The organism is Liquorilactobacillus vini DSM 20605 (genome assembly GCF_000255495.1).
GTDB classification, from domain to species: domain Bacteria; phylum Bacillota; class Bacilli; order Lactobacillales; family Lactobacillaceae; genus Liquorilactobacillus; species Liquorilactobacillus vini.
The window spans coordinates 1-21567 of record NZ_AHYZ01000194.1; the positions used below are offsets into that span (position 1 = coordinate 1).

General features: G+C 38.0%; 25 protein-coding genes, 1 other RNA gene, 2 pseudogenes and 1 other annotated feature. Of the genes and pseudogenes, 3 read left to right on the forward strand and 25 right to left on the reverse strand.

Going from position 1 to position 21567, the window contains the following annotated elements; genetic code table 11:
- Positions 1 to 10 precede the first annotated feature (10 nt).
- From ON15_RS10415 to ON15_RS10470, 13 genes and pseudogenes are all read right to left on the reverse strand, one after another.
- On the reverse strand, positions 11 to 775 hold the full coding sequence (locus ON15_RS10415) for an acyl-[acyl-carrier-protein] thioesterase (RefSeq protein ID WP_010581435.1): 765 nt from the start codon (positions 773 to 775) through the stop codon (positions 11 to 13).
- A 5-nt stretch (positions 776 to 780) separates the two neighbouring features.
- Positions 781 to 1662 (reverse strand): 16S rRNA (cytidine(1402)-2'-O)-methyltransferase, encoded by an 882-nt coding sequence (gene rsmI / locus ON15_RS10420; RefSeq protein WP_010581436.1) that lies wholly within the window; start codon positions 1660 to 1662, stop codon positions 781 to 783.
- Positions 1659 to 2000, reverse strand: coding sequence for a DNA replication initiation control protein YabA (locus ON15_RS10425; RefSeq protein WP_010581437.1), 342 nt, complete (start codon positions 1998 to 2000; stop codon positions 1659 to 1661). The genes rsmI and ON15_RS10425 overlap by 4 nt, the downstream gene beginning before the upstream one ends.
- Before the next feature lie 24 nt (positions 2001 to 2024).
- Entirely contained in the window at positions 2025 to 3005 is a 981-nt protein-coding gene (gene holB, locus ON15_RS10430) for a DNA polymerase III subunit delta' (RefSeq protein ID WP_010581438.1), read from the reverse strand.
- 12 nt (positions 3006 to 3017) lie between these two features.
- The gene (locus ON15_RS10435; RefSeq protein WP_010581439.1) at positions 3018 to 3347 is read right to left on the reverse strand and encodes a cyclic-di-AMP receptor; all 330 of its coding nucleotides are present in this window, start codon (positions 3345 to 3347) and stop codon (positions 3018 to 3020) included.
- A gap of 20 nt (positions 3348 to 3367) precedes the next feature.
- Positions 3368 to 4008, reverse strand: a pseudogene (gene tmk, locus ON15_RS10440) (dTMP kinase).
- 132 nt (positions 4009 to 4140) lie between these two features.
- Complete coding sequence (locus ON15_RS10445; protein WP_010581441.1) at positions 4141 to 4383, reverse strand: YaaL family protein; 243 nt, start codon at positions 4381 to 4383, stop codon at positions 4141 to 4143.
- A 16-nt stretch (positions 4384 to 4399) separates the two neighbouring features.
- Positions 4400 to 4999 (reverse strand): recombination mediator RecR, encoded by a 600-nt coding sequence (gene recR, locus ON15_RS10450; protein WP_010581442.1) that lies wholly within the window; start codon positions 4997 to 4999, stop codon positions 4400 to 4402.
- Between the two features lie 25 nt (positions 5000 to 5024).
- Complete coding sequence (locus ON15_RS10455) at positions 5025 to 5336, reverse strand: YbaB/EbfC family nucleoid-associated protein (RefSeq protein WP_010581443.1); 312 nt, start codon at positions 5334 to 5336, stop codon at positions 5025 to 5027.
- Between the two features lie 22 nt (positions 5337 to 5358).
- The gene (gene dnaX, locus ON15_RS10460; RefSeq protein ID WP_010581444.1) at positions 5359 to 7062 is read right to left on the reverse strand and encodes a DNA polymerase III subunit gamma/tau; all 1704 of its coding nucleotides are present in this window, start codon (positions 7060 to 7062) and stop codon (positions 5359 to 5361) included.
- A gap of 74 nt (positions 7063 to 7136) precedes the next feature.
- An RNA gene (gene ffs / locus ON15_RS11545) (signal recognition particle sRNA small type) lies at positions 7137 to 7223 on the reverse strand.
- Between the two features lie 48 nt (positions 7224 to 7271).
- On the reverse strand, positions 7272 to 7751 hold the full coding sequence (gene tadA, locus ON15_RS10465; protein ID WP_034993074.1) for a tRNA adenosine(34) deaminase TadA: 480 nt from the start codon (positions 7749 to 7751) through the stop codon (positions 7272 to 7274).
- A gap of 1 nt (position 7752) precedes the next feature.
- Positions 7753 to 8375: pseudogene (locus ON15_RS10470) on the reverse strand (class I SAM-dependent methyltransferase).
- A 152-nt stretch (positions 8376 to 8527) separates the two neighbouring features.
- Between ON15_RS10470 and nrdH the strand changes: the two are divergent.
- The 3 genes from nrdH to nrdF all read left to right on the forward strand — a co-directional run bounded on the left by nrdH (position 8528) and on the right by nrdF (position 12036).
- A complete protein-coding gene (gene nrdH / locus ON15_RS10475) occupies positions 8528 to 8758 on the forward strand; it encodes a glutaredoxin-like protein NrdH (RefSeq protein ID WP_010581448.1) in 231 nt (76 codons plus the stop codon).
- A gap of 104 nt (positions 8759 to 8862) precedes the next feature.
- On the forward strand, positions 8863 to 11034 hold the full coding sequence (gene nrdE, locus ON15_RS10480) for a class 1b ribonucleoside-diphosphate reductase subunit alpha (protein ID WP_010581449.1): 2172 nt from the start codon (positions 8863 to 8865) through the stop codon (positions 11032 to 11034).
- Between the two features lie 18 nt (positions 11035 to 11052).
- Positions 11053 to 12036, forward strand: a complete 984-nt coding sequence (gene nrdF / locus ON15_RS10485) for a class 1b ribonucleoside-diphosphate reductase subunit beta (RefSeq protein ID WP_010581450.1) — start codon at positions 11053 to 11055, stop codon at positions 12034 to 12036.
- A 139-nt stretch (positions 12037 to 12175) separates the two neighbouring features.
- Here nrdF and mprF read toward each other — a convergent pair whose 3' ends face one another.
- The 12 genes from mprF to cysS form a co-directional block, all read right to left on the reverse strand.
- Positions 12176 to 14716, reverse strand: a complete 2541-nt coding sequence (mprF, locus tag ON15_RS10490; protein WP_050999231.1) for a bifunctional lysylphosphatidylglycerol flippase/synthetase MprF — start codon at positions 14714 to 14716, stop codon at positions 12176 to 12178.
- A gap of 151 nt (positions 14717 to 14867) precedes the next feature.
- Positions 14868 to 15236: a 50S ribosomal protein L7/L12 gene (rplL, locus tag ON15_RS10495; protein WP_010581452.1), complete on the reverse strand. Its 369-nt coding sequence runs from the start codon at positions 15234 to 15236 to the stop codon at positions 14868 to 14870.
- 49 nt (positions 15237 to 15285) lie between these two features.
- Positions 15286 to 15795 (reverse strand): 50S ribosomal protein L10, encoded by a 510-nt coding sequence (rplJ, locus tag ON15_RS10500; RefSeq protein ID WP_010581453.1) that lies wholly within the window; start codon positions 15793 to 15795, stop codon positions 15286 to 15288.
- A 30-nt stretch (positions 15796 to 15825) separates the two neighbouring features.
- Positions 15826 to 15962: a sequence feature (ribosomal protein L10 leader region), on the reverse strand.
- Positions 15963 to 16012: 50 nt separating this feature from the next.
- Complete coding sequence (rplA, locus tag ON15_RS10505; protein WP_010581454.1) at positions 16013 to 16702, reverse strand: 50S ribosomal protein L1; 690 nt, start codon at positions 16700 to 16702, stop codon at positions 16013 to 16015.
- A gap of 102 nt (positions 16703 to 16804) precedes the next feature.
- Positions 16805 to 17230 carry a 50S ribosomal protein L11 gene (rplK, locus tag ON15_RS10510; protein WP_010581455.1) on the reverse strand — a complete coding sequence of 142 codons (426 nt, stop codon included), beginning with the start codon at positions 17228 to 17230 and terminating at the stop codon, positions 16805 to 16807.
- Positions 17231 to 17349: 119 nt separating this feature from the next.
- Positions 17350 to 17901: a transcription termination/antitermination protein NusG gene (gene nusG, locus ON15_RS10515; RefSeq protein WP_010581456.1), complete on the reverse strand. Its 552-nt coding sequence runs from the start codon at positions 17899 to 17901 to the stop codon at positions 17350 to 17352.
- Between the two features lie 101 nt (positions 17902 to 18002).
- Positions 18003 to 18170 carry a preprotein translocase subunit SecE gene (gene secE / locus ON15_RS10520; RefSeq protein ID WP_010581457.1) on the reverse strand — a complete coding sequence of 56 codons (168 nt, stop codon included), beginning with the start codon at positions 18168 to 18170 and terminating at the stop codon, positions 18003 to 18005.
- 10 nt (positions 18171 to 18180) lie between these two features.
- The gene (rpmG, locus tag ON15_RS10525) at positions 18181 to 18330 is read right to left on the reverse strand and encodes a 50S ribosomal protein L33 (RefSeq protein ID WP_010581458.1); all 150 of its coding nucleotides are present in this window, start codon (positions 18328 to 18330) and stop codon (positions 18181 to 18183) included.
- A 57-nt stretch (positions 18331 to 18387) separates the two neighbouring features.
- Positions 18388 to 18930 carry a YacP-like NYN domain-containing protein gene (locus ON15_RS10530; RefSeq protein ID WP_010581459.1) on the reverse strand — a complete coding sequence of 181 codons (543 nt, stop codon included), beginning with the start codon at positions 18928 to 18930 and terminating at the stop codon, positions 18388 to 18390.
- A gap of 2 nt (positions 18931 to 18932) precedes the next feature.
- Complete coding sequence (rlmB, locus tag ON15_RS10535) at positions 18933 to 19685, reverse strand: 23S rRNA (guanosine(2251)-2'-O)-methyltransferase RlmB (protein WP_010581460.1); 753 nt, start codon at positions 19683 to 19685, stop codon at positions 18933 to 18935.
- Complete coding sequence (locus ON15_RS10540; protein ID WP_010581461.1) at positions 19682 to 20086, reverse strand: Mini-ribonuclease 3; 405 nt, start codon at positions 20084 to 20086, stop codon at positions 19682 to 19684. Before ON15_RS10540 ends, rlmB begins: the two co-directional genes overlap by 4 nt.
- Positions 20079 to 21503 carry a cysteine--tRNA ligase gene (gene cysS, locus ON15_RS10545; RefSeq protein WP_010581462.1) on the reverse strand — a complete coding sequence of 475 codons (1425 nt, stop codon included), beginning with the start codon at positions 21501 to 21503 and terminating at the stop codon, positions 20079 to 20081. Before cysS ends, ON15_RS10540 begins: the two co-directional genes overlap by 8 nt.
- Positions 21504 to 21567 lie beyond the last annotated feature (64 nt).

Genomic DNA, 21567 nt, shown 5'->3' on the forward strand with positions numbered 1-21567 from the left:
CAGGCACAATTTATTTTATTAAAGTTGTCATTTTTTCCCAATGACATTCTGCACGACAATTTTCTAAATCTTGCGTCAGAATCTGGTGATAACTAATCAGTTGCTGTCCTAAGTCAGTAACTGAAACCTGACTAGTAATCAACTGGCCGTAATAAACTTCATGCTTATAACGAATATTAACTGCTTTCAAATGATGAGTCAGCAAAAACTCCCGCGGCATTGCATCAATTAACCAGTCAAAGTAATGAACATTGTTAACATGATGGTTGCCATCTAAGTCCATAAATCTTACTCGGTAAGTTTTGGCTGGATAAGTTGGCTGAATGTTTGGCTTTTTCGGTTCTGACAAATGTTCGATTTTATTCGTATAAACTGATCCATAGGGTGCTACTAATTCTGGCAAGACTTTAGTCAGCTTGCGCTTTTTCTGATCAATTAAAACAAAAACACTATGCATCTTAGCTAATAACTCGCCAGTTTGATTCTCTAACCAAAAGTAACGATGGCAAAAGAAGCGATTATAATTTTGTGCCTGAGTTTTAATAACAACCTTTTCACCTAATTTGGGTAAACGATTAATTGTCACTAAATGCTGAGTTACTACCCAGCCAAGATTCATTGACTGAACTTTTTGCGCAGTCAAGTCTAAATGATTGCTTTGCTCTTGAGAAGCCAGCATAAATAAATTAACTAGCATCCCTGCTGTTAATTGACGTGTCTGATCTGTTTCATAAAATACAATTTGATGATCAAGGGAAAAAATCTCTGCTGTCATTCAGCTCACTCTCCTAAATGATGAAAAGCATTATAAACGACTTGCCTTTTTAAGTTATTTTCTTTAGCCACTTGTTTAATTGCAACATTTGGCTTAAGGTGCCCATCAGCTAACAACTCTTTGACTTTAGCTTCAATTTGCTCGCCTGAAAGCTGTTCAGCTTTGGGAACAGCTATGTTACCTTCGAGTAGCAAACAGAACTCACCCCGCACGTTTTCTGTTTGACTCCAAGCCAGTGCTTCTGTTAAATTTCCTCGGAGATATTCTTCAAATTTTTTAGTCAATTCACGTCCTAAAACAATCTTCTCCTTTGGCCCCAAAACAGCTAGCAGATCCTTTAATGTTTGGCTTAAATGATGAGGAGCTTCGTATAAAACCATTGTTACTTGTTGCTGAGCTAGAAAAGCTAGCTGTTGGCGGCGTTGCTTTTTCTGACGACTTAAAAAGCCAAAAAATAAAAACGGCTGTGGTGGCAACCCTGAAGCAATCAAAGCTGTTAATCCTGCGTTGGCTCCCGGTAAAGCTATAACTGGGATCTTTTGCTGAATACAAGCTTGCACTAGTTCATGTCCCGGATCACTAATTGAAGGCATCCCTGCATCGCTAACTTGAGCTATTTTTTGACCAGCCACTAATTTTTTCAGCAATAATGGAATTCTTTCCTGGGTATTATGCTCATGAAAACTAATCTGTGGAGTTTTAATTTCAAAATGATTTAACAACTTTTGCGTATTACGTGTATCTTCTGCAGCGATCAAATCAACCGTTTTTAAAGTTTCGACCGCCCGAAAAGTTATATCAGCCAAATTTCCAATCGGTGTTGGCACTAAATAAAGCGTTCCTAATTGATCCGTCGCTTCAAAACTACTAATTGCTTCGAGAGTCATGCATGTCGCTCCCCATAAATAATATTTTGACAAAAAACACAAGGTTCATCATTCAGGCGCCGTGTTCCATACATATTATCAACATTGCAAACATGAAACCCTTCTTCGTAAAGCTTCTCTAAATTTTTTCGTGATTTTGACAAACCATTACCGGTTGATTGCTTTTGTTGTTCCAATTCTTCCAGTCGATCACGCAAATGTTGATTTTCGATTTCCAACTCCGCATTTCTCTCAATAACGTTCATCAATTTTTCCTTGATTTTATTAATTTGCTCGACTGAACGATTTGTCTGTTTCTCCAATTCAGAGAAATCATCATACAGTTTACGATTATTCAAAAAAAGCACCTCGATATTTGCTTACTATCCATGATAACACTTGATCAGTTGCAGCGTCAGCGCCTCAAGTAAATTTTGAAAATTGATGTTTTCTTGCTGCAATCTTGGTTGATTCAAAAGCAATTCCACTGCTGTTAGCTGTTTAGTCAAAGAATACTTTGTCAATCGCTGCTTAAACTGCAAAGCTTGATCCTGAAAGTAAACCATTTTAGTCCCAATTGCACAACGCAGCAAATCCTTACTAAATAATTCCAGCAACTGTATAAATAAATTTTGTTCATCTTTATTAGTAATTAATGGCATAAATTTAACTTGCACATCAACCAATGCTAACCACTCATTGTTCAAAATTTTTAAAAACCACTGGGTTAATCGTTTGCTCAGTTCAAGAACAGTTTTTTCATCCGCTAATTGCCGAGCAGTTTGGATGTCGACCGTTAGGCCAGCTAAAAGTGTATTTAAACCCTCCTGTTGATAGGTTTGAATTCTTTGCTCTTCCGAAGGCAGCTGCATTTTAAATAGCTGGCAACGTGAAACAATTGTTGGCAACAGTTGGTTGAGACTGGCAACCAGCAAAAAAACCGTTATTTGACCACTTGGCTCCTCAATAAACTTCAGCAAACTATTAGCGGCACTTGCGGTCATTTTTTCAGCATTTTCAATAATAATAATTTTTTGACGGCTTTCAACACCACTACTGTTGAACTCGCTTTTTAAAAATCTGGTTTGTTCAACTTTAATGCTATTACCAGCCGGCAGTAAATCAATCACATCTGGATGATTACCAGAGAAGATGCGCTGACACTCACCACATTTTCCGCAAGGTTGTCCTTTCACTGGGTGTTGACAAAAAAGTCCGGCAGCAACCCATAACGCCAATTCATGTTTTCCACTGCCAGCTGGCCCAGTTAATAAATAAGCATGGACCAATTTTTTATGCTGAATCAAATCAGCAAAATAGGCTGTTAATCGTGGCTGTCGAGCAATAATATCCTTTTTTCCCAAACTTAACACATCCTAAAATTGATAAAAAGAATCAATCGGTAAAACAAAGACTGTTGCTCCTCCAACTTGAACTTCAATTGGATAGGCAGCTGATGAGTCCATTGAAGCATCAATGTTGACTGGTGGAGTCATAAATCTTTTTCTTGCTCGGGAAGATTCCTTAATTAAATCAAGGATCTTTTCGACTCGTTCATCTTCAACGCCAATCATAAAAGTCGTATTGCCAGATTTTAAGAAGCCACCAGTAGTCGACAATTTAGTAGCACGCACATTCTCTTGAATAAATAAATTGCTCAAACGATTGCTATCCTTATCTTGAACGATTGCAATAATTAATTTCATCTTGCTTCCCTCCAAATATTTCAGCCTAACAATTCCGGCAGATGTTCTTTTAAAATTTGCCTAGTTTGCTCAACGACGTTTACCAAGGCTGTTGCAGCATTAATTTTGATGACTCGTTTGGGTTCTTCAGCAACCAAGCGTAGATATGAAGCTCTAACTCGCTGATAGAAATCAATTTTTTCTTGATCAAGACGATTAATTTGGTCTTGTCGAAAATGATTAATTCGTTGCAAACCGACCTGAGGTGGTAAGTCGAAGTAAAGCGTTAAATCAGCTTGCAGTCCAGCCGTTGCAAATTGATTAAGTTCAGCAATTGCCGTTTCTCCTAATTGACGCCCCGCTCCTTGATACGCAATTGAACTATCAACATAGCGATCACAAAAAATGATTTTCCCGGCCGCCAAAGCTGGCAAAACATTTTCAACCAAATGTTGACGTCGAGCAGCAGCATATAATAATGCTTCGGTGCGTGAATCCATTTTTAATGAATTCGAATCTAATAATAATTGACGAATTTTTTCAGCTATTTGATTACCACCGGGTTCACGCGTAACTACTATGCGATGTCTTTGCTGCTCATTCAATGTTTCTATCAACTTTCTTAAAACAGTTGTTTTCCTGAACCATCTAATCCCTCTAACGTTACAAATTTTCCTTCCAAGCTGATAACTCCTAACTACATTAACTATACATTTATTTTACTTTACTAGTTAGCGCCTGTCTAACAAATCAAGTAATAAAAAACCTGACTTTTAATCCTTTTTAAAAAAGAAAATAAAGTCAGGAGCATTCATCAATCACTTTCCAGCATTGATGTTCGAAAGTGAGCTTTAACTTTTCGCCGCCGTGCTTCACGATATAAAAACTCATATTTAGCTGCTGCTAATTCAACCACGGCGTTTAATTCATCGTCAGCTTCGCGAACCGCTACTAACGTTTGCTTTGAACGATTCCAATCTTCAGTTGCGATCCCAATTGCGTCAAGTAAATACTCATCATATTCCTGCCGCAATTTATGTTTTGTTCTTCCAAACACTTTGCAATCACTTCCCTTAAATCTCTTGCCGTCCCTCAATTGCTTTATATAAAGTCATTTCATCAGCATATTCAATATCACTGCCGACAGCTAAGCCATGTGCCAACCGAGTAATTTTGATTCCCGCTGGTTTTAACAAACGGGATAAGTACATCGCCGTTGCTTCTCCTTCCGGGGTTGCATTTGTTGCAACAATTACTTCAGTGATTGTTGGATGTGTTTGCAGACGTTTAACTAACGCCGTAATGTTTAAATCATCTGGTCCTTTACCCTCCATTGGTGAAAGGACTCCATGCAAAACGTGATAAAGGCCATGATACTCATTCATTCTCTCCAGCGACATAACATCTTTGGAATCTTCAACCACAATCACTTTGCTTTGATCGCGACTTTGATCACGACAAATTTGGCAAGGATCATCCTCGGTAACGTTGCCGCAAATACTGCAATATTTCAAATTACGTTTAACCGCCTGTAAAGCTGCCGCAAACTGATCGACATCCGCTTGCGGCAAGTTAATTGTATAAAAAGCCAACCGGGTGGCAGTTTTTTCGCCGATTCCTGGTAAGTGCATATAACTATCGATCAACTTAGCGATTGGTTCTGGATACTGCATACTTTGTTTCCTTTCTTAGCTGACATTACATTCCAGGAAAATTACGTGTATATTTGCCCATTGTCTTTTGCGTCTCGGTTTCAATTTGCTTAAGTGCATCATTGCTTGCCATAATAATTAAATCCTGCAGCATATCAATATCGTCTGGATCAACTGCTTCAGGCTTGATTTGAATATCAGTCATTTCTTTTTTTCCTGAAAATTTAACTACAACAGCATCATCAGCTGCATGACCGCTAAATTCTTTCTTTTCCAGTTCAGCTTGATCTTGTTTCATGTTTTTCTGCATTTTTTGCATTTGACGCATCATACCTTGCATATTCATCCCACGCATCATAATAATTCATCCTTTCAATTAATTAATCATCTTTAAACTCAACTAATTTTTCAGCATCTTTACCCCAAATTTTTTGAGCCGCAAGAGCTTGTGAGTTTTTAGCCGACACTGCTTGCTTCGTGACCGACTTGGTTGACTCCGCTTTATTATGCTGATACTCCTTCAAATAATTTTTCCTAATTTGTGGCCATTGCTCCTGCGGCAAAAAAGTCAGCTTGACTTGACGGCCTAACAAACTAGCCAAATCTGTCACTAGTTGTGTTTGTAATTGTTGATTTTCAACAGCTTTTTCAAATAAGAAAGCGTATTGAAAACTGATCACTGCAGCAGTTTGACTGGCTGCAACTGGTTGACTAACGTTCATGATTGCCCTCTGCGTGACTGAAAGCTTTGCCATTAAATCTTGCCAAACATCTTTGAGCTCATCTAAGCTTTCTCGTGAAGCACTACCTAAAACTGTATAAATAGCTTTGAGATTTGGCTGAATTTTAGTCTGCTTTGTTACTGAAACCTTTTTTGGTTCATGAACCGGCTTCTCTTCAGGCTTGGATCGTTGCACTAATTGATCTAGCTGTTTTTTTAAAGTCATGACTTCAGTTTGCAGCTTAGTAATTTCTGCTTCAGCCGGTGCAGTTGTGGCAGCTCGGTCATTCGATTTAAGTTGACAGAGCTTAACCGTTGCTACATCTAAGTATACTTCCTGATGGGTCGCAAAACGCATTGCCTGTTGTTCTTGGCTTAGAATATCCAATGCCTGGTAAATAACTTTTGTTGGTATTTTTTTAGCCAAAGAAATCAGTACTTGATTTGACTCTCCCTTTTGATCCTTAAAAACCGTTTGCTGGAGCAACAATTGTCGACAATAATCAATCAGACCTTCAAATAATTGATTAGGGTCTTTGCCATCAGCCAGAAGTTGTTGAATCTGCTGAAAAGCTGGTGCCGCTTGCTGCGAAAAAACTGCCCTTAAATAGGCTGCCAGCTGTTCTTGAGCTACACTGCCAGTAACCAATAAAGCGTCTTTGAGTGTTGCCTGATGATTACCAAATGACAAAACTTGATCCAACATACTCAAAGCATCACGCATCCCACCAGCAGCAGCCTTGGCAATTACTTCTAAAGCAGCTGGATCAAAAGTGACTTTTTCTTGCTTTAAGATATATTCCATCCGTTTGATCAAAGTTTGATCATTAATGCGATGAAAATCAAAGCGCTGGGTCCGTGAAATAATTGTGGCTGGGATTTTATAAGGTTCAGTTGTTGCCAAAATGAAAATCACATTAGCTGGCGGCTCTTCCAAGGTTTTTAATAAAGCGTTGAATGCTCCAGTTGAAAGCATATGCACTTCGTCAATAATATAAATCTTATAATCTGCCTGGGTAGGAGCGTATTTAACCTTCTCACGAATATCGCGAATTTCATCAACACTATTATTAGAAGCAGCATCGATTTCAATCACATCATTTAAGCGTCCTTCAGTGATTGCTCGGCAAATCTCACACTGATTGCAGGGTTCACCATTCTTTTGAAAATGACAATTAATCGCTTTAGCAAAAATTTTAGCTGCCGAAGTTTTTCCGGTACCACGTGGCCCAGTAAAAAGGTAAGCATGACTTGTCTGCTTAGCCGCAATTGCATTTTTTAATGTCTGTGTAATCAATTGCTGACCAACCAAATCAGTAAATTGCTGTGGCCGCCAAACTCGGTAGAGTGCCCGATACCCCATGTCAAATGCTCCTTTTTTGCATATTCACTTAAAAAAAACTCCCGACCAGCACCGATCGAGAGGTTAATTACCAAATTAACTTGGAACACATGTCATACTCTGCTTAGTGCTGCTTCCTTCCGGATCTGACACGCTTCACCGAGATCACATTGTCCCAAGGCCTTACGGCACTCTCTATTTTACATGAAATTGAGCAAAAATTCCAGTCCCTATTTTGTTTTTCGCTTTTTTTGTCGAATTTTTCGAAAAAAGCTTCGTAAACGCTCAGCTGCTTCTGCCTCTAAAACCCCAGCAGTAACTTGAGCTTGATGGTTAAACCTTTGATCAGTTAACAAGTTCAACAAACTACCAGCTGTCCCTGCCTTGGGATCGGCAGCTCCATAATATACCTCAGCAATCCGTGCATTAATAATTGCGCCGCTACACATTGGACATGGCTCTAAAGTAACAAATAATTGCGCCTTTTCCAGCCGCCAGCTATGCAAAAAAGCATTTGCCTCTTCAATTGCCAGCATTTCAGCATGGAATGTAGCATCTTGACTATGCTCACGCAGATTATGACCGCGTCCAATAATTTGCCCCTGATAAACAATTACGCAGCCAATTGGCACCTCGCCGAGCTGAGCTGCTTGATCTGCTTCAAAAAGTGCCGCACGCATATATTTTTGCTGTTCCATTTTATCCAGCATTTTATCCCTCGCTTACTTTGCTGCTCAACAAAACATAATAACCTTTCTGTCGCAATAGAACTTGGGCTTGTCCAAAAACGGCTTCCAACTGTTTTTTTGCTGAAGGAGCACCCTGCTTTTTTTGGATAACAATTATCAGCTGCCCTTGTGATTTTAAATGTTCACCTGCTTCAGTAATAATTTTTTGGACAACCTTTTTGCCAGCTCTAATTGGTGGATTAGAAATAATTAAATCATAATCTGAAGCGCTAACTTGCTGGTAAATATTGGAAGCCCAAATTTTAACATTCGTCAGTTGGTTTAAAGTGGCATTCTTTTTGGCTAATTCCAAGGCCCGCTGATTAATGTCAATCAAGTCAACTTGGCTTTCTGGAAACCTTTTGGCTAATGCTAAGCCTAAGGGACCATAGCCACAACCTACATCCAATATTTTCTTAAAATCAGTATTAGTTAAAGCGAGCTGATTAATAGCTGTCAGTAAAGTTCACTACCAAAATCAACAGTATTTTTTGAAAAAACACCGTTATCGGTAGTAAAATAAAAAGTGTTTCCCAGTAAATCAAAAGTCCATTCTTGTTCATGATGACTTGCTGAAGGATTTTGAGAATAATAATAGTCTGTCATTGTTAATTCAACCTGCCTTAATAAGGTTTGCACTTTGATACTATATATTGTTTGTGATTTACAATTCAAACCAACATCTTGTGCCTTGAACTTGATATTTTTGAAAGATGTTGTATACTAAGCATACAATACATTTAGACGAGGTGCCAATCATGACTTTATCAATTTATACAAAAAATAATTGTATCCAATGTAAAATGACCAAAAAATTTTTAGCTGAACACCAAATTGCTTATGAAGAACACAATATCAACCGAGAACCAGAATACATTGATTACCTAAAAGAAAAAGGCTTCCGCAGTGTCCCCGTGATCGAAAGGAACAGCAATCCAATTATTAATGGTTTTCGGCCAGATTTACTGAAAAATTTGATCGCACGCTAAAATTAGTTGAATTCGTCTTAACCAAGAGTTTCGTTGCTTAGTCTACGAAACTCTTGCTAATTTTAACAGTCTGACTTTAAAATCCAAAGAAAGTGGTGACAAATTTGACACTTAAAGATATCGATGTCGATAAAGTTACTTATTACGACTTGAACAATGAAATCAACATTCCCGTTAACGGTCAAATTCCCTTAAAAAAAGATCGAGAAGCTTTAGCAGCTTTCTTAGCAGAAAATGTCAAGCCAAACTTAATGACTTTTAGCTCATTGAAAGCACGAATAAATTATTTAATTGCTAATGATTATTTAGAAAAGGAATTTATTGAAAAGTATAATTTCTTATTTATTGAAAAACTCTATGACTTTTTAAAACAAGCTGATTTTCATTTTAAAACATTTATGGCTGCTTATAAATTTTATGCGCAATATGCTTTAAAAACCAATGACGGCAACTATTATCTCGAGACTTTTAGTGATCGAGTAGCAGCTAATGCACTTTACTTTGCTAATGGTGATGAAAAACTGGCAATGCAATTAGCTGATGAAATCATTCACCAACGCTACCAACCAGCAACACCAAGCTTTTTAAATGCCGGTCGCAAACGGCGAGGTGAATTAGTGTCATGTTTTTTAATTCAAATTACTGACGATATGAATTCGATTGGCCGTGGCATCAACTCGGCTTTGCAGCTTTCACGAATTGGGGGCGGCGTTGGCATTACTTTGAGCAATTTGCGTGGGGCTGGTGCTCCAATCAAAAACATTCAAGGTGCTGCCTCAGGGGTGGTCCCAGTTATGAAACTTCTAGAAGACAGTTTTTCATATTCTAATCAATTAGGGCAGCGTCAAGGAGCTGGTGTGGTTTATCTTAACGTTTTTCATCCTGATATCATTGCCTTTTTAGCTGCCAAACGTGAAAATGCTGATGAAAAGGTCCGAATTAAAACTTTATCCCTAGGCGTAATCGTGCCAGATAAGTTTTATGAGCTGGCTCGTAAGAACGAAGATATGTATCTGTTTGATCCCTGGGGTGTTGAACGAGTGTATGGCGTTCCATTCTCTTATGTCGACATCACTCAAGAATATGACCATATGGTAGCTAATCCTAAAATCCCTAAAAAGAAAATCAAAGCCCGTGATTTGGAAACAGAAATCAGTAAGCTCCAGCAAGAATCTGGCTATCCATATGTGATCAATATTGATACCGCTAATCGGGAAAATGCAATTGCCGGCAAAATTATTATGAGTAATCTTTGTTCTGAAATTTTACAAGTTCAAAAACCATCTAAAATCAATAATCGACAAGATTATGATGTTTTAGGAACTGATATCAGCTGCAACCTCGGTTCAACTAATATCGTCAATTTAATGGCCTCTCCTAATTTTGGAAAATCAGTTGAAACAATGGTTCGTGCCTTAACCTTTGTAACTGATCATTCTGACATTGATGTTGTGCCTTCTGTTCAAAATGGCAATCAGCAAGCACATACAATCGGTCTAGGAGCCATGGGGTTGCATGCCTTCCTTGCTAAAAATCAAATTCATTATGGTTCGCCTGAAGCCATTGATTTTACTAACGTTTACTTTATGTTATTGAATTATTGGACGTTAAAAGCTTCAAATCAGATTGCCAAAGAACGGCAAGAAACTTTTGCTGATTTTGAAAAGAGCTGCTATGCTGACGGCAGCTATTTTGATAAATATTTGAAACAGAGTTTTGCACCTCAAACCAAACGTATTCAAGACCTTTTCCAAGGAATTTTCATTCCAACTGTTACTGATTGGCAAGCATTAAAAACGGCGGTAATGAAAGATGGCTTGTACCATCAGAATCGACTAGCAGTTGCACCTAATGGCTCAATTTCATACATTAATGATACAACAGCTAGTTTGCATCCGATCATTAATCGAATTGAAGAACGGCAAGAACGGAAAATTGGTAAAATCTACTATCCGGCACCTTATCTTTCTAACAAAACCTTGCCATATTATCAATCGGCTTATGATACTGATATGCGGAAAGTTATTGATACCTATGCTGCCGCTCAACAGCATGTTGATCAAGGAATGAGCTTAACGTTGTTTATGCGTTCGACGATCCCTGAAGGCTTATATGAATGGAAACAAGGACGGACTAATAAAATGACAACTCGTGATTTGACCATTTTACGCAACTATGCCCATGCGAAAGGGATTAAATCAGTTTACTATATTAGAACTTTTACCGATGATAAAACTGAAATTGGGGCAAACGAATGTGAAAGCTGTGTTATTTAAGAATAAGGAGCAACCATCATGACAGAAGATTTTTATCGTGCAATTAATTGGAATGAATTAGAGGATCAAATTGACAAAGCTACTTGGGAAAAATTGACCGAACAATTCTGGTTAGATACCCGAATTCCACTATCCAATGATTTAGCTGATTGGCGAAAAATGTCACCACAGGACAAATTAGTTGTTGAACACGTTTTTGGCGGTTTGACCCTTTTAGATACTTTGCAATCACAAGATGGCATGGCATCTTTAATGAAAAACGTTCGTACTCAGCATGAACGTGCTGTTTTGAATAACATTCAGTTCATGGAATCAGTCCATGCCAAAAGTTATTCTTCAATTTTTTCAACGTTAAATACACCTAAAGAAATTGAAGAAATCTTTGCTTGGACCCACCATGATCAATATCTGCAATACAAAGCTCAGAAAATTGATGAAATCTATTTACAAGGAACGTCTTTGCAAAAGAAAGTGGCTTCAGTTTTCTTAGAAACGTTCCTTTTTTATTCTGGCTTTTACACTCCACTTTATTGGCTAGGACATAACAAATTGGCAAATGTCGGCGAGATCATTAAATTAATCTTGCGAGACGAATCGGTTCACGGAACCTACATTGGCTACAAGTTTCAGCTAGGCTTTAATGAATTGAGTACTGAAAAACAAGCTGAATTAAAGTCCTGGATCTATGACTTATTATACGATCTTTATGAAAATGAAGAGAAATATACCCATGAGCTTTACGATCAAGTTGGCTGGGCCGAAAAAGTTTTGGTATTTTTGCGTTACAATGCTAACAAAGCTTTAATGAACCTCGGATTAGAACCGCTTTTCCCGGATACAGCTGATGATGTCGATCCAGTTGTTATGAATGGTATTTCAACTTCAACTGCCAATCATGATTTCTTTTCTCAAGTCGGTAATGGCTATCTGCTTGGCGATGTCGAGCCAATGAATGATGCAGATTACTTAATCGGAGTTGACACACAAACTGCCAAACATTAACCGCTACAATTTAAAAGAACCACCCATTGAAAGGTAAGAAACAATCAATGGGTGGTTCTTCTTTAGTTAAAAATCCTAAAATCAATTATATTTTCAGATAATCGATTTTTTACCTATCTTCATGTTCGGTTCGTTTAACTTAAATTTTATTAAAAAGCCAAATTCGCCGTAATTTTGACTCGGCAGTTACTTTTTCATGATGATTAATCACACTCGTTAATTGTGCCATTGTGATCAGCAATGAGCTGCGGCGGCGATAGGCAGTATATTTAGGTCGCCAAAGTGTCACGTATTTATCTTTGAAGGATCGTAATCCTTGAAAACCATAAAAATGCGAGCCATATTCATAAATCAAATGAGCAGCTTTTTCTTCTAAGAAACTATAGCGTGACTTTCCAACATTAGCTAATGGTGCCATCCCCATATTAAAGTACTGATAACCTTGTTGTTTACCATAATTAAATAGCTCAATAAAAATCATGTCCATCGTACCATCAGCCACATCACGCCGATAACGCATCAAATCAATCGACAAAATTGCTTGATTGACCGGCATCAGTGAAGCAAAAGCAACAACTTCATTCGTCTGATCCTTAACTACCGCGATCGGTGCTTGGTTCAAATACTCAATATCAAAAAAGCCCATTGAAAAGCCTTTTTCAGTTTGCCCATTTAACCATTCGTCAGAAATCTGATTTAAATTCTCTAAGAATTCACTCGTAAACGGCGGCTGCAAAATTTCAAAATGATAGCCTTGACGTGCTAAGCGATTCATAATTGCCCGCTGAGCACGTTGCTTTTTCCCAGCCAAGGTAAATTGCTCTAAATCAACGAGCCCCTCTTCACCAATTTTAATAAAATCAAACCCCAATTCATGTAAGTACAAAGTCAGTTCTGAATTAATTTCATAAAAAACTAACTGACAATTTTCTAAATCTGCTAATTTTAAAAGTTGACTAACTGCTTGTGGCAAAAATTGCCGATTACCGACCGGTTCTCCCATGATCATTATTTTATTAGCTTTGCGTCGGTACATAAAAAATAATTGATCGCATCCTTGTGACTGATAAAAGTATAAGAGCTTATCATTTAAAAAAACTAAATGACTAGTTTCATTGCCAGCATATTTTTTAATAATAGCTTTTGCTCTTGTCAAGTCCAGTAAACGTTCAATTTGTCGCGGCCCCGCAGCTAAATAACTGAAAGTCAATAATAAAACGCCAGCAGCTAAAATTAAACCGATAAAGCCTGAAAACCAGACTTTTTCTGACGGAAAGAGCAACACTTCAGGCACATGATGATGCAACATATATTGAGGTGAGTTAACTGCTCCAATAATTGCGTAAAGCAGAAAAACCAGCATGAAAAGACCACCATCGAGAACTAACTTTTCTGTAGAGTAAACAAATCGCTGCCGATAAAGCTCACTGTGTGAAAAAACAACTAATAACAAAACCACAAACAAAAAGCCCAGCAGGCCATCAGAAATTCCATAGCGTAAAGTATCGGCCATTCCAATCAACAAGAAAACAATTGTTGGCCAATACGCACGACTGATCTTAGATTCAATGCCGCGAGCTAATCCGAGCAACATAAATCCACATAAGATGGTCGTCAGTTGGCTTAGGAAAAATAAGGTGTACGGATAAAACCTTAGTAAAAAAGGATTATTAAAGGTGAAACCTGGTAAAATTGCTTCTAACAAGATCAAAATTCCAGCCGTATATAGTAAAAGCGTCAAAACTCCATGAGCTAACTTGCGTAAAATTGAAACTGGCAGTCCATCTAAAAAACGGTTGATCTTCTGTCCCAAGCCATGAATAAAAAAGATTAATCCAACAATAAAGGGAATAACGTAATAGAACAGCCGATAAAACAATAGCCAAATAATAACTTTGGAATTATCAATTCCCAGCGGTGCTAAACTTAGCAGCATAAAAACATCAAATGAGCCTAAACCACCTGGAACCATTGAAACAATTCCCAAAATCGTAGCCACGATGTACAACATGAAAACTTCAGCTAAATGTTGTTGAACGCCTAGTGAACGGCCAATCAACAAAAAGAAACCACTGACCGCTAACCATTCAAGAATTGAGCCCAGTGTCAAAGTTACTTCTCTTTTCAAGGTCAAGCCATTTAGAAGTTTATGATTTTTGAAAAAGGTAGCTAACAAAACTAGGGGAAAATATACCCCCCCACCAATGATCCAAATTAAGTACTGTGAATAGCTGCCTTCAATCACGTTGCTAGCCATTAATCCTAAAATTACCCAACAGCAAAAAGAAAGACCCGATAGCAAAAAAAGGGCAATTTTAGATAGCGCGCCCAAAATATCAGTTTTGCTAGCGCCTTTGCTATAGAAATTTGCTCGTAAAGTTGCTCCAATAAAACCGCCAAATCCTAATAAATTGGTAAATGTATTAGTAATCAAGCCACTTTTTAAAATGTATTTTCGGGAAAACTTTTTGGGCAAGAAACTAACCATTACGAAATCATAAACAAACATTGGTGAAATTGCAATAAATCCTCCGATCAGCAATAAAATGATAATGCGAGGATCCGTTTGCGTTAAATCAGTTGAGATTTTTTCCCAAGACATTTGGCGAAAAATTCTCCCTAACTCAAAAAAAACGAAAATTAAAACTGAAAGCACAAAAATCAGTTTTAAGATCAACATTCTTTTTTCTAACCAATTTATCAGCCGTCTTACTAAATTCAATTTAATCCGCTCCAATTTTCTAAGTCATGCTTATATTCTACCAGAAAATAGATGGTTAGCAAAAAAAGCCACAAGCAAGTGCTCATGACTTCTTTCTAAAATTGAAAAACTATTTGAGGGTTACAACTCCACCAACAGCTTCAAGTTTAGATTTAAGATCTTCAGCTTCGTCTTTAGACACGCCTTCTTTTACAATTGAAGGTACATTATCAACTAAAGCTTTAGAATCTTTCAAACCAAGGCCGGTGATCTCACGAATAGCTTTGATAGCTTTAATCTTTTGATCCCCGGATTCAGTTAATTCAACATCAAATGATGTTTTCTCTTCTTCAGCAGCGCCACCCGCAGCTCCAGCAGCTGCAACTGGAGCAGCCGCTGATACACCAAATTCATCTTCAATAGCTTTAACTAAGTCATTCAGTTCTAGAATGCTAGCATCTTTTAAATCAGCAATGATTTTATCCTTATCCAATGCCATTTTTATTTCCTCCAATTTACACATTTTAAATTATTAATAATTAATTATCCTATGCTGCATCGCCGTTTTCTTCCTTACTATCAGCAACAGCTTTAACTGCATATGCAAAGTTGCGAACAGGTGCTTGCAAGACCGAAACAAGCATTGATAACAAGCCCTCGCGATTTGGCAGTTTGGCAATTTCCTGGATTTCATCCAATGAAGCAACCTTACCTTCAATAATACCGCCCTTAAGTTCAAGAGCATCAATATCTTTGGCAAATTTAGCTAAGATCCTAGCTGGAGCAACAACATCTTCACTTGAAAATGCAACTGCTGTCGGGCCGGTAAATGTTTCATCCAAGCCTTCATAGCCAACTTTATCCGCTGCACGCTTTAAATAGGTGTTTTTAACAACCCGAAATTCAACACCTTCTTCACGTAATTGCTTACGTAATTCAGTGACTTCCTCAACGGTTACTCCACGATAGTTAACAACGACCACTGAAACTGAGTCCTGAAACTTCTTGGCAAGACCATCAACAATTTCAGACTTCTTGGCAATAACTTCTTTGCTCAAAAATTTCACCTCCCATCTTGAATTGGTCAGGCTTTCTACAAAAAAACTCTATGTCACCCAAGACATAGAGTAAAAGATTCCAAGTAAATAATCATTTATTACTCCTCGGCAGGTAGATATTAAGGCAATAACGCCACCTGAGTCTTAGGTAGAGCCATAAAAATTGACCTTAATCAAATTAACATATAAATCAACAAAAGTCAACTAATAATTAATTTTATAATGCACTAATATCAAGTGTGACACTTGGTCCAAATGTTGAAGCCAATGAAACATGCTTAATATACTGTCCCTTTACAGATGCTGGACGTGACTTAGCAATAATATCTTGAATTGCTTTGAAGTTGGCAGCTAAAGCAGCAACTTCAAAAGATACTTTGCCTAATGGAACATGGACATTGCCGGCTTTATCTGTCCGATAAGTTACCTTGCCGGCTTTTGATTCGCTAACAGCTTTGGTTACATCCATTGTCACGGTCCCAGTCTTAGGATTAGGCATTAAGCCTTTTGGTCCTAAAACTCGTCCCAAACGACCCACTTTAGCCATCATGTCAGGAGTAGCGATCGCAACATCAAAGTCAAGCCAACCATCTTGGATTTTTTGAACTAAATCATCATCACCAACAACGTCGGCACCCGCTGCTTCAGCCTCCTTAGCTTTTGCTCCACGAGCAAAAACAATCACTTTTTGTTCCTTCCCAGTACCATTTGGCAAAACGACTGCTCCACGTAATTGTTGATCAGCCTGCTTGGTATCCAAGTTTAAATTATAAGCAACTTCAACTGTTGCATCAAAGTTTGCAAAATCAATTTTCTTAACTAATGCTAGTGCATCTTCAACACCATATACCTTATCTGCTTCAACTTGTTTAGCAGCTTCGAGATACTTCTTACTTTTTTTAGCCATTGGTTTTTTTCCTCCTTGCAAAATGTGGTGTAACGGATATACCTCCCACTTGACTTAATTGCTTTTACAATCAGTCCGTCTGAGAAGCATGGCCGTAGAAAATTAGTCTTCTACAACAAAGCCCATGCTTCGTGCAGTACCTTCAATCATGCGCATTGCAGCTTCAACATCTGCAGCGTTTAGATCTTGCATTTTTGTTTCAGCGATTTCCTTAACCTGAGCTTTAGTTACAGTTGCAACTTTTTTGGTATTAGGTTCGCCAGAACCATGTTCAACTCCAGCAGCTTTTTTTAACAAAACAGCAGCAGGCGGTGTTTTAGTAACAAAATCAAATGAACGATCTTCATAGACATTGATCACAACAGGAATAATCATTCCAGCCTGATCTGCCGTCCGAGCATTAAATTCTTTGGTGAAACCCATAATATTGATTCCAGCTTGACCTAATGCAGGACCAACTGGCGGTGCCGGAGTTGCCTTACCAGCAGGAATTTGTAACTTAACAACGTTAACAACTTTTTTAGCCACGGTACATACCTCCTTAAAGTCCGTGCGTGGTACGGATGGCTAGTTAAATTTAGCCTCCCACATGTACACAAAGCATACTTTTTTAGTATACAATTTTTCAATTAAGAAAACAATCCTTTTTAAATTAATTTATCAACTTGATCAAAATTTAATTCAGTTGCCGTCTCGCGACCAAACATATCAATATTGACTCGCAATTTCATTTTTTCTCGATCAATCGCCGTAACTTTACCAACTAAGCCCTTAAAAGCTCCTTCAACGATTGTAACTGATTCACCAACTGAAACATCAAAGTCTTGATGACGCGAGCTCATTCCTAATCGCCGCAAAATCAATTCAACCTCATCCTCTAACAACGGTGCAGGTTTGCTACCGGCACCATGTGAGCCAACGAAACCCGTTACTCCCGGGGTATTTCTAGCAACATACCAAGATTGATCAGTCATAACCATTTCAACTAATACATAGCCAGGAAATGTTTTTTTATTTTCGACTTTTTCCTTGCCGCCCTTCGTTGTTTCATGTTCTTCTTCTTCTGGAACAACAACCCGAAAAATGTAATTTTCCATCCCCATTGATTGTGCTCTTGATTCAAGATTTGTTTTAACTTTATTTTCATAGCCAGAATAAGTATGCAAGACATACCATCTTTTTTCCAAAGTTTCTGCCACGATTTTTCCTCCTCAATTTGAAATCAAAATAAAAAAACTTCGACTCCTCGAAGTTTCACACCCACATAAGTATAACATAAAAAATACTTTTTAATCAAAAATTAAACAAACAACTTTAAAATCACCTGAACGACATAATCGACAACTGCAAAAAAAATTGCAAATAAAATTGAAGTCATGACAACAGCTTTAATACCCAAACCAGCTTTCTTGCGATCGGGCCAAGTAGTATCCTTCATTGTCTGAATAACATTTTTATAAAATTTCATTAATTTTCTCCTATCGGGTTTCTTGATGCAGCGTATGGCGATTACAATACTTGCAAAACTTTTTAACTTTTAATCGTTCTGTACGATTAGGATTGGCCGTGATTGTATAGTTACGTGAGCCACATTCTGAACACGCCAGAGCTAATTTTTTTTGTGCCATCTTCTTATTCTCCTATATCTACTCAACGTTGACTTTATCACGTTAACAAATAGTTTGTCAATTACACGAATTATTTTTTTGCTCCAATTGGCGCCGCAAAGTTTCCATTTTGTTTAACTGCTGTTGATTCCAGGGAATCCGCCTCATGCTGGCTTGATCTTGATATTTTTTTGATTGAGCACGAATTTCTTGCTTAGCATGTTTGATATCCTGATGAAGTTCCCAAGCTGGAATACGAATCGCTCCCTTAGAAAAAATGGTCCATTGTTCTGCCTGATCGCTAGTCGCAACCGTGACTAACGTTAATCGAGTTTGCAGCTGCCCGGTTAATGCTTCAATATAAGAATCTGCCGTTTGATCTTCAGCTGTCCAAACTATTTCCAAACCCGATTTGCGGTATTCTTTCGCCAAGCCGGGCACATACATGGCATCAAAAACAACGATCATTCGTTGATAATTTCGCAAGCGACGATAGTTAACTAAAGTGTGTAATAAATGCTCGCGGGCAGCAGCTAAATGACCGGACTTTTTTAACTTTGCCAACTCAGGCCAGTTACCAATCATATTATAAGCATCAACAATTAAAATATTGTTTTTCATTCTTAATTTCCTCGTGAAGTAAACCCTTGATAAATCAGCAAGCTTGCCGCAACACTAGCATTTAGGCTTTGAACATGTCCAACCATCGGGATCGTTAGCAATTCATCACACTGCTTTTTTAATAACGGACTGATCCCTTTGCCTTCATTACCAATTATTAAGGCAATAGATCCTTGTGCATTCCACTGTCGATAATCTTTGCCTGTCATATCAGTTCCAAAGATCCAAAAGCCAGCTTTTTTCAGTTGCTTAGCAGCCTGAACTAAATTAGTTACGCGGGCAACCGGAACATACTCAATTGCCCCAGTTGAAGTTTTAGCAACAACTGAAGTCAATTGAACCGCACGCCTTTGGGGAATAATTATTCCCGTAACTCCGGCTGCATCTGCTGTTCGAATAATTGAACCTAAATTGTGGGGATCCTCAATATTATCCAAAATTAATAAAAAAGGGTCCGGTGCCGACTGACCTTTTCTTAGTAAATCAACTAATGGCGTATAGGCAAAGGCTGCTAACGTTAAAATAATTCCCTGATGGTTTTGCTGCGGTGCCAATTCGTCTAATCGACTTTTCGGAACACGTGAAATAATAATTTTTCGCTCTCTAGCTAATTTTTCAATTTGGGCCGCAAAATTTTTCTGCAGACCTTTTTGCAAAAAAATTTTATTGATCGTTGTTTGCTGATTGTTTAAGGCTGCAACGGCTGGATGACGTCCAATGATAAATTCGCTTTTTTTCTGGTTATCTGCTGTCATTTTAACTCCTCATCCACTTGGTGAAGACACCAAGTAGCTAACTTTTCTAACCGTAAATGTTCATTTTGCAAAAACAAATAGCCAAAAACTGCCTCAAATCCAGTTGAGATTCGATAAGTTATTACATCCGTGTTTTTTGCACTAGTATGACTTTTGGCGTTACGACCACGTTTGAAAATCTCTAACTCTCTTGGCTCTAGTAACTGTTCTTTAGTCATCTTTTGAATCAACTCAGCCTGCGCTTTCGCCGAAACATAATGAGTTGCTAAATGTTGTAATTTAGTTGGCTTACTAATCCCTTTTTGCAGCAAATGACGACGAACATAAACTTCATAAATAGCATCACCCATATAGGCTAATGCTATTCCATTGACTTGATCAGCAACGTTTTGTCTATCCATTAGCTAATTTCCACCTAGTTCCTTGAGGAGTATCTTCCAAAATAACTCCAGCTGCCCTTAACTGATCACGAATCGAATCACTTTGCGCAAAATCATGATGTTGCCGAGCTAGATCACGCTGATGAACTAAATCATTGATTTTATTAGTAAATTCTTTATCTTTTTGTGGCAATCTTAGTTTAACCCCTAAAACTTCGGTCAATTGCTGCAACTGTTCTTGCAAGCACAAAAGATCTGTTTTAGAAACCCCAGTTGTTGCAACAGATATATTCAGCTGCTTGGCCAACTCATAAATTGCCATCACTGCATTTTGCACATTGAAATCATCATCCATAGCAGCAATAAATTTTTGCCGCTGTAAATCAACAAATTCTTGGAGCTTTGGAGATAAAGGACCATCATTAGCGGAATTCAAACGATAAGCAGCATTTTGATAAGCGGTCTTTAATTTATTCAAGTTAGCAGTAGCATCAGCTAAGTTCTCTTGGCTATAGCGAATTGGCCGGCGATATTGCGTTGTCGCCATAAAAAATCGTAAAACTTGCGGATCAATTTTTTTAATCAGTTCATGAACAGTAATAAAATTACCTAGTGACTTACTCATTTTCTGATCATCAGCACCAATCGTCACAAAACCGTTATGCAACCAATAGCTAGCAAACTTTTTGCCAGTTTTAGCTTCACTTTGAGCAATTTCATTTTCATGATGTGGAAATTCTAAATCCTGTCCGCCCGCATGAATATCGATCGTCTCACCTAAAAACTTAGTTGCCATGACCGAACATTCAATATGCCAGCCAGGTCGACCTTTTCCCCAAGGTGATTGCCAATAAACTTCATTTGGTTTAGCTTGTTTCCACAAAGCAAAGTCGAGTGGATCTTCCTTTTTGGCTTCATCGGCTGCTGTCACCCGTTGACTGGCCCCTTGTTCCAATTCATCGATTGATTGACCAGATAATTGTCCATAATTTTTAAACCGACGCGCACGATAATAAATATCTCCGCTCGCCTGATAGGCGTACCCTTTATCTAGCAAGACCTGAATAAAATCAATTATTTCAGCCATCGTTTCCGTAACTCGCGGATTAAGCGTGGCCCGTTGAATATTTAAAGCATCTGTGTCAGCATAAAAAGCTTTGATGTATTTATCAGCTACTTGCAAGGCTGTTAAATGCTGCTGCTGAGCAGCCTTAATAATTTTATCATCGACATCGGTAAAATTTGAAACATAATTGACTTTAAAGCCGCGAAATTCAAAATAGCGGCGAATTGTATCAAAAGCAATCGCACTCCGCGCATTGCCAATATGGATATAGTTATAGACAGTCGGCCCACAAACATACATATTGATAACGCCGGGAGTTAACGGCCGAAAAACTTCTTTTTTATTAGTCAGGGTATTATACAATTGGATCAAATTAACGCCTCCTTCAATCGTTTTATGACAACTAAAGGTTCGAAACAAGCCTTCCTGTTTCGAA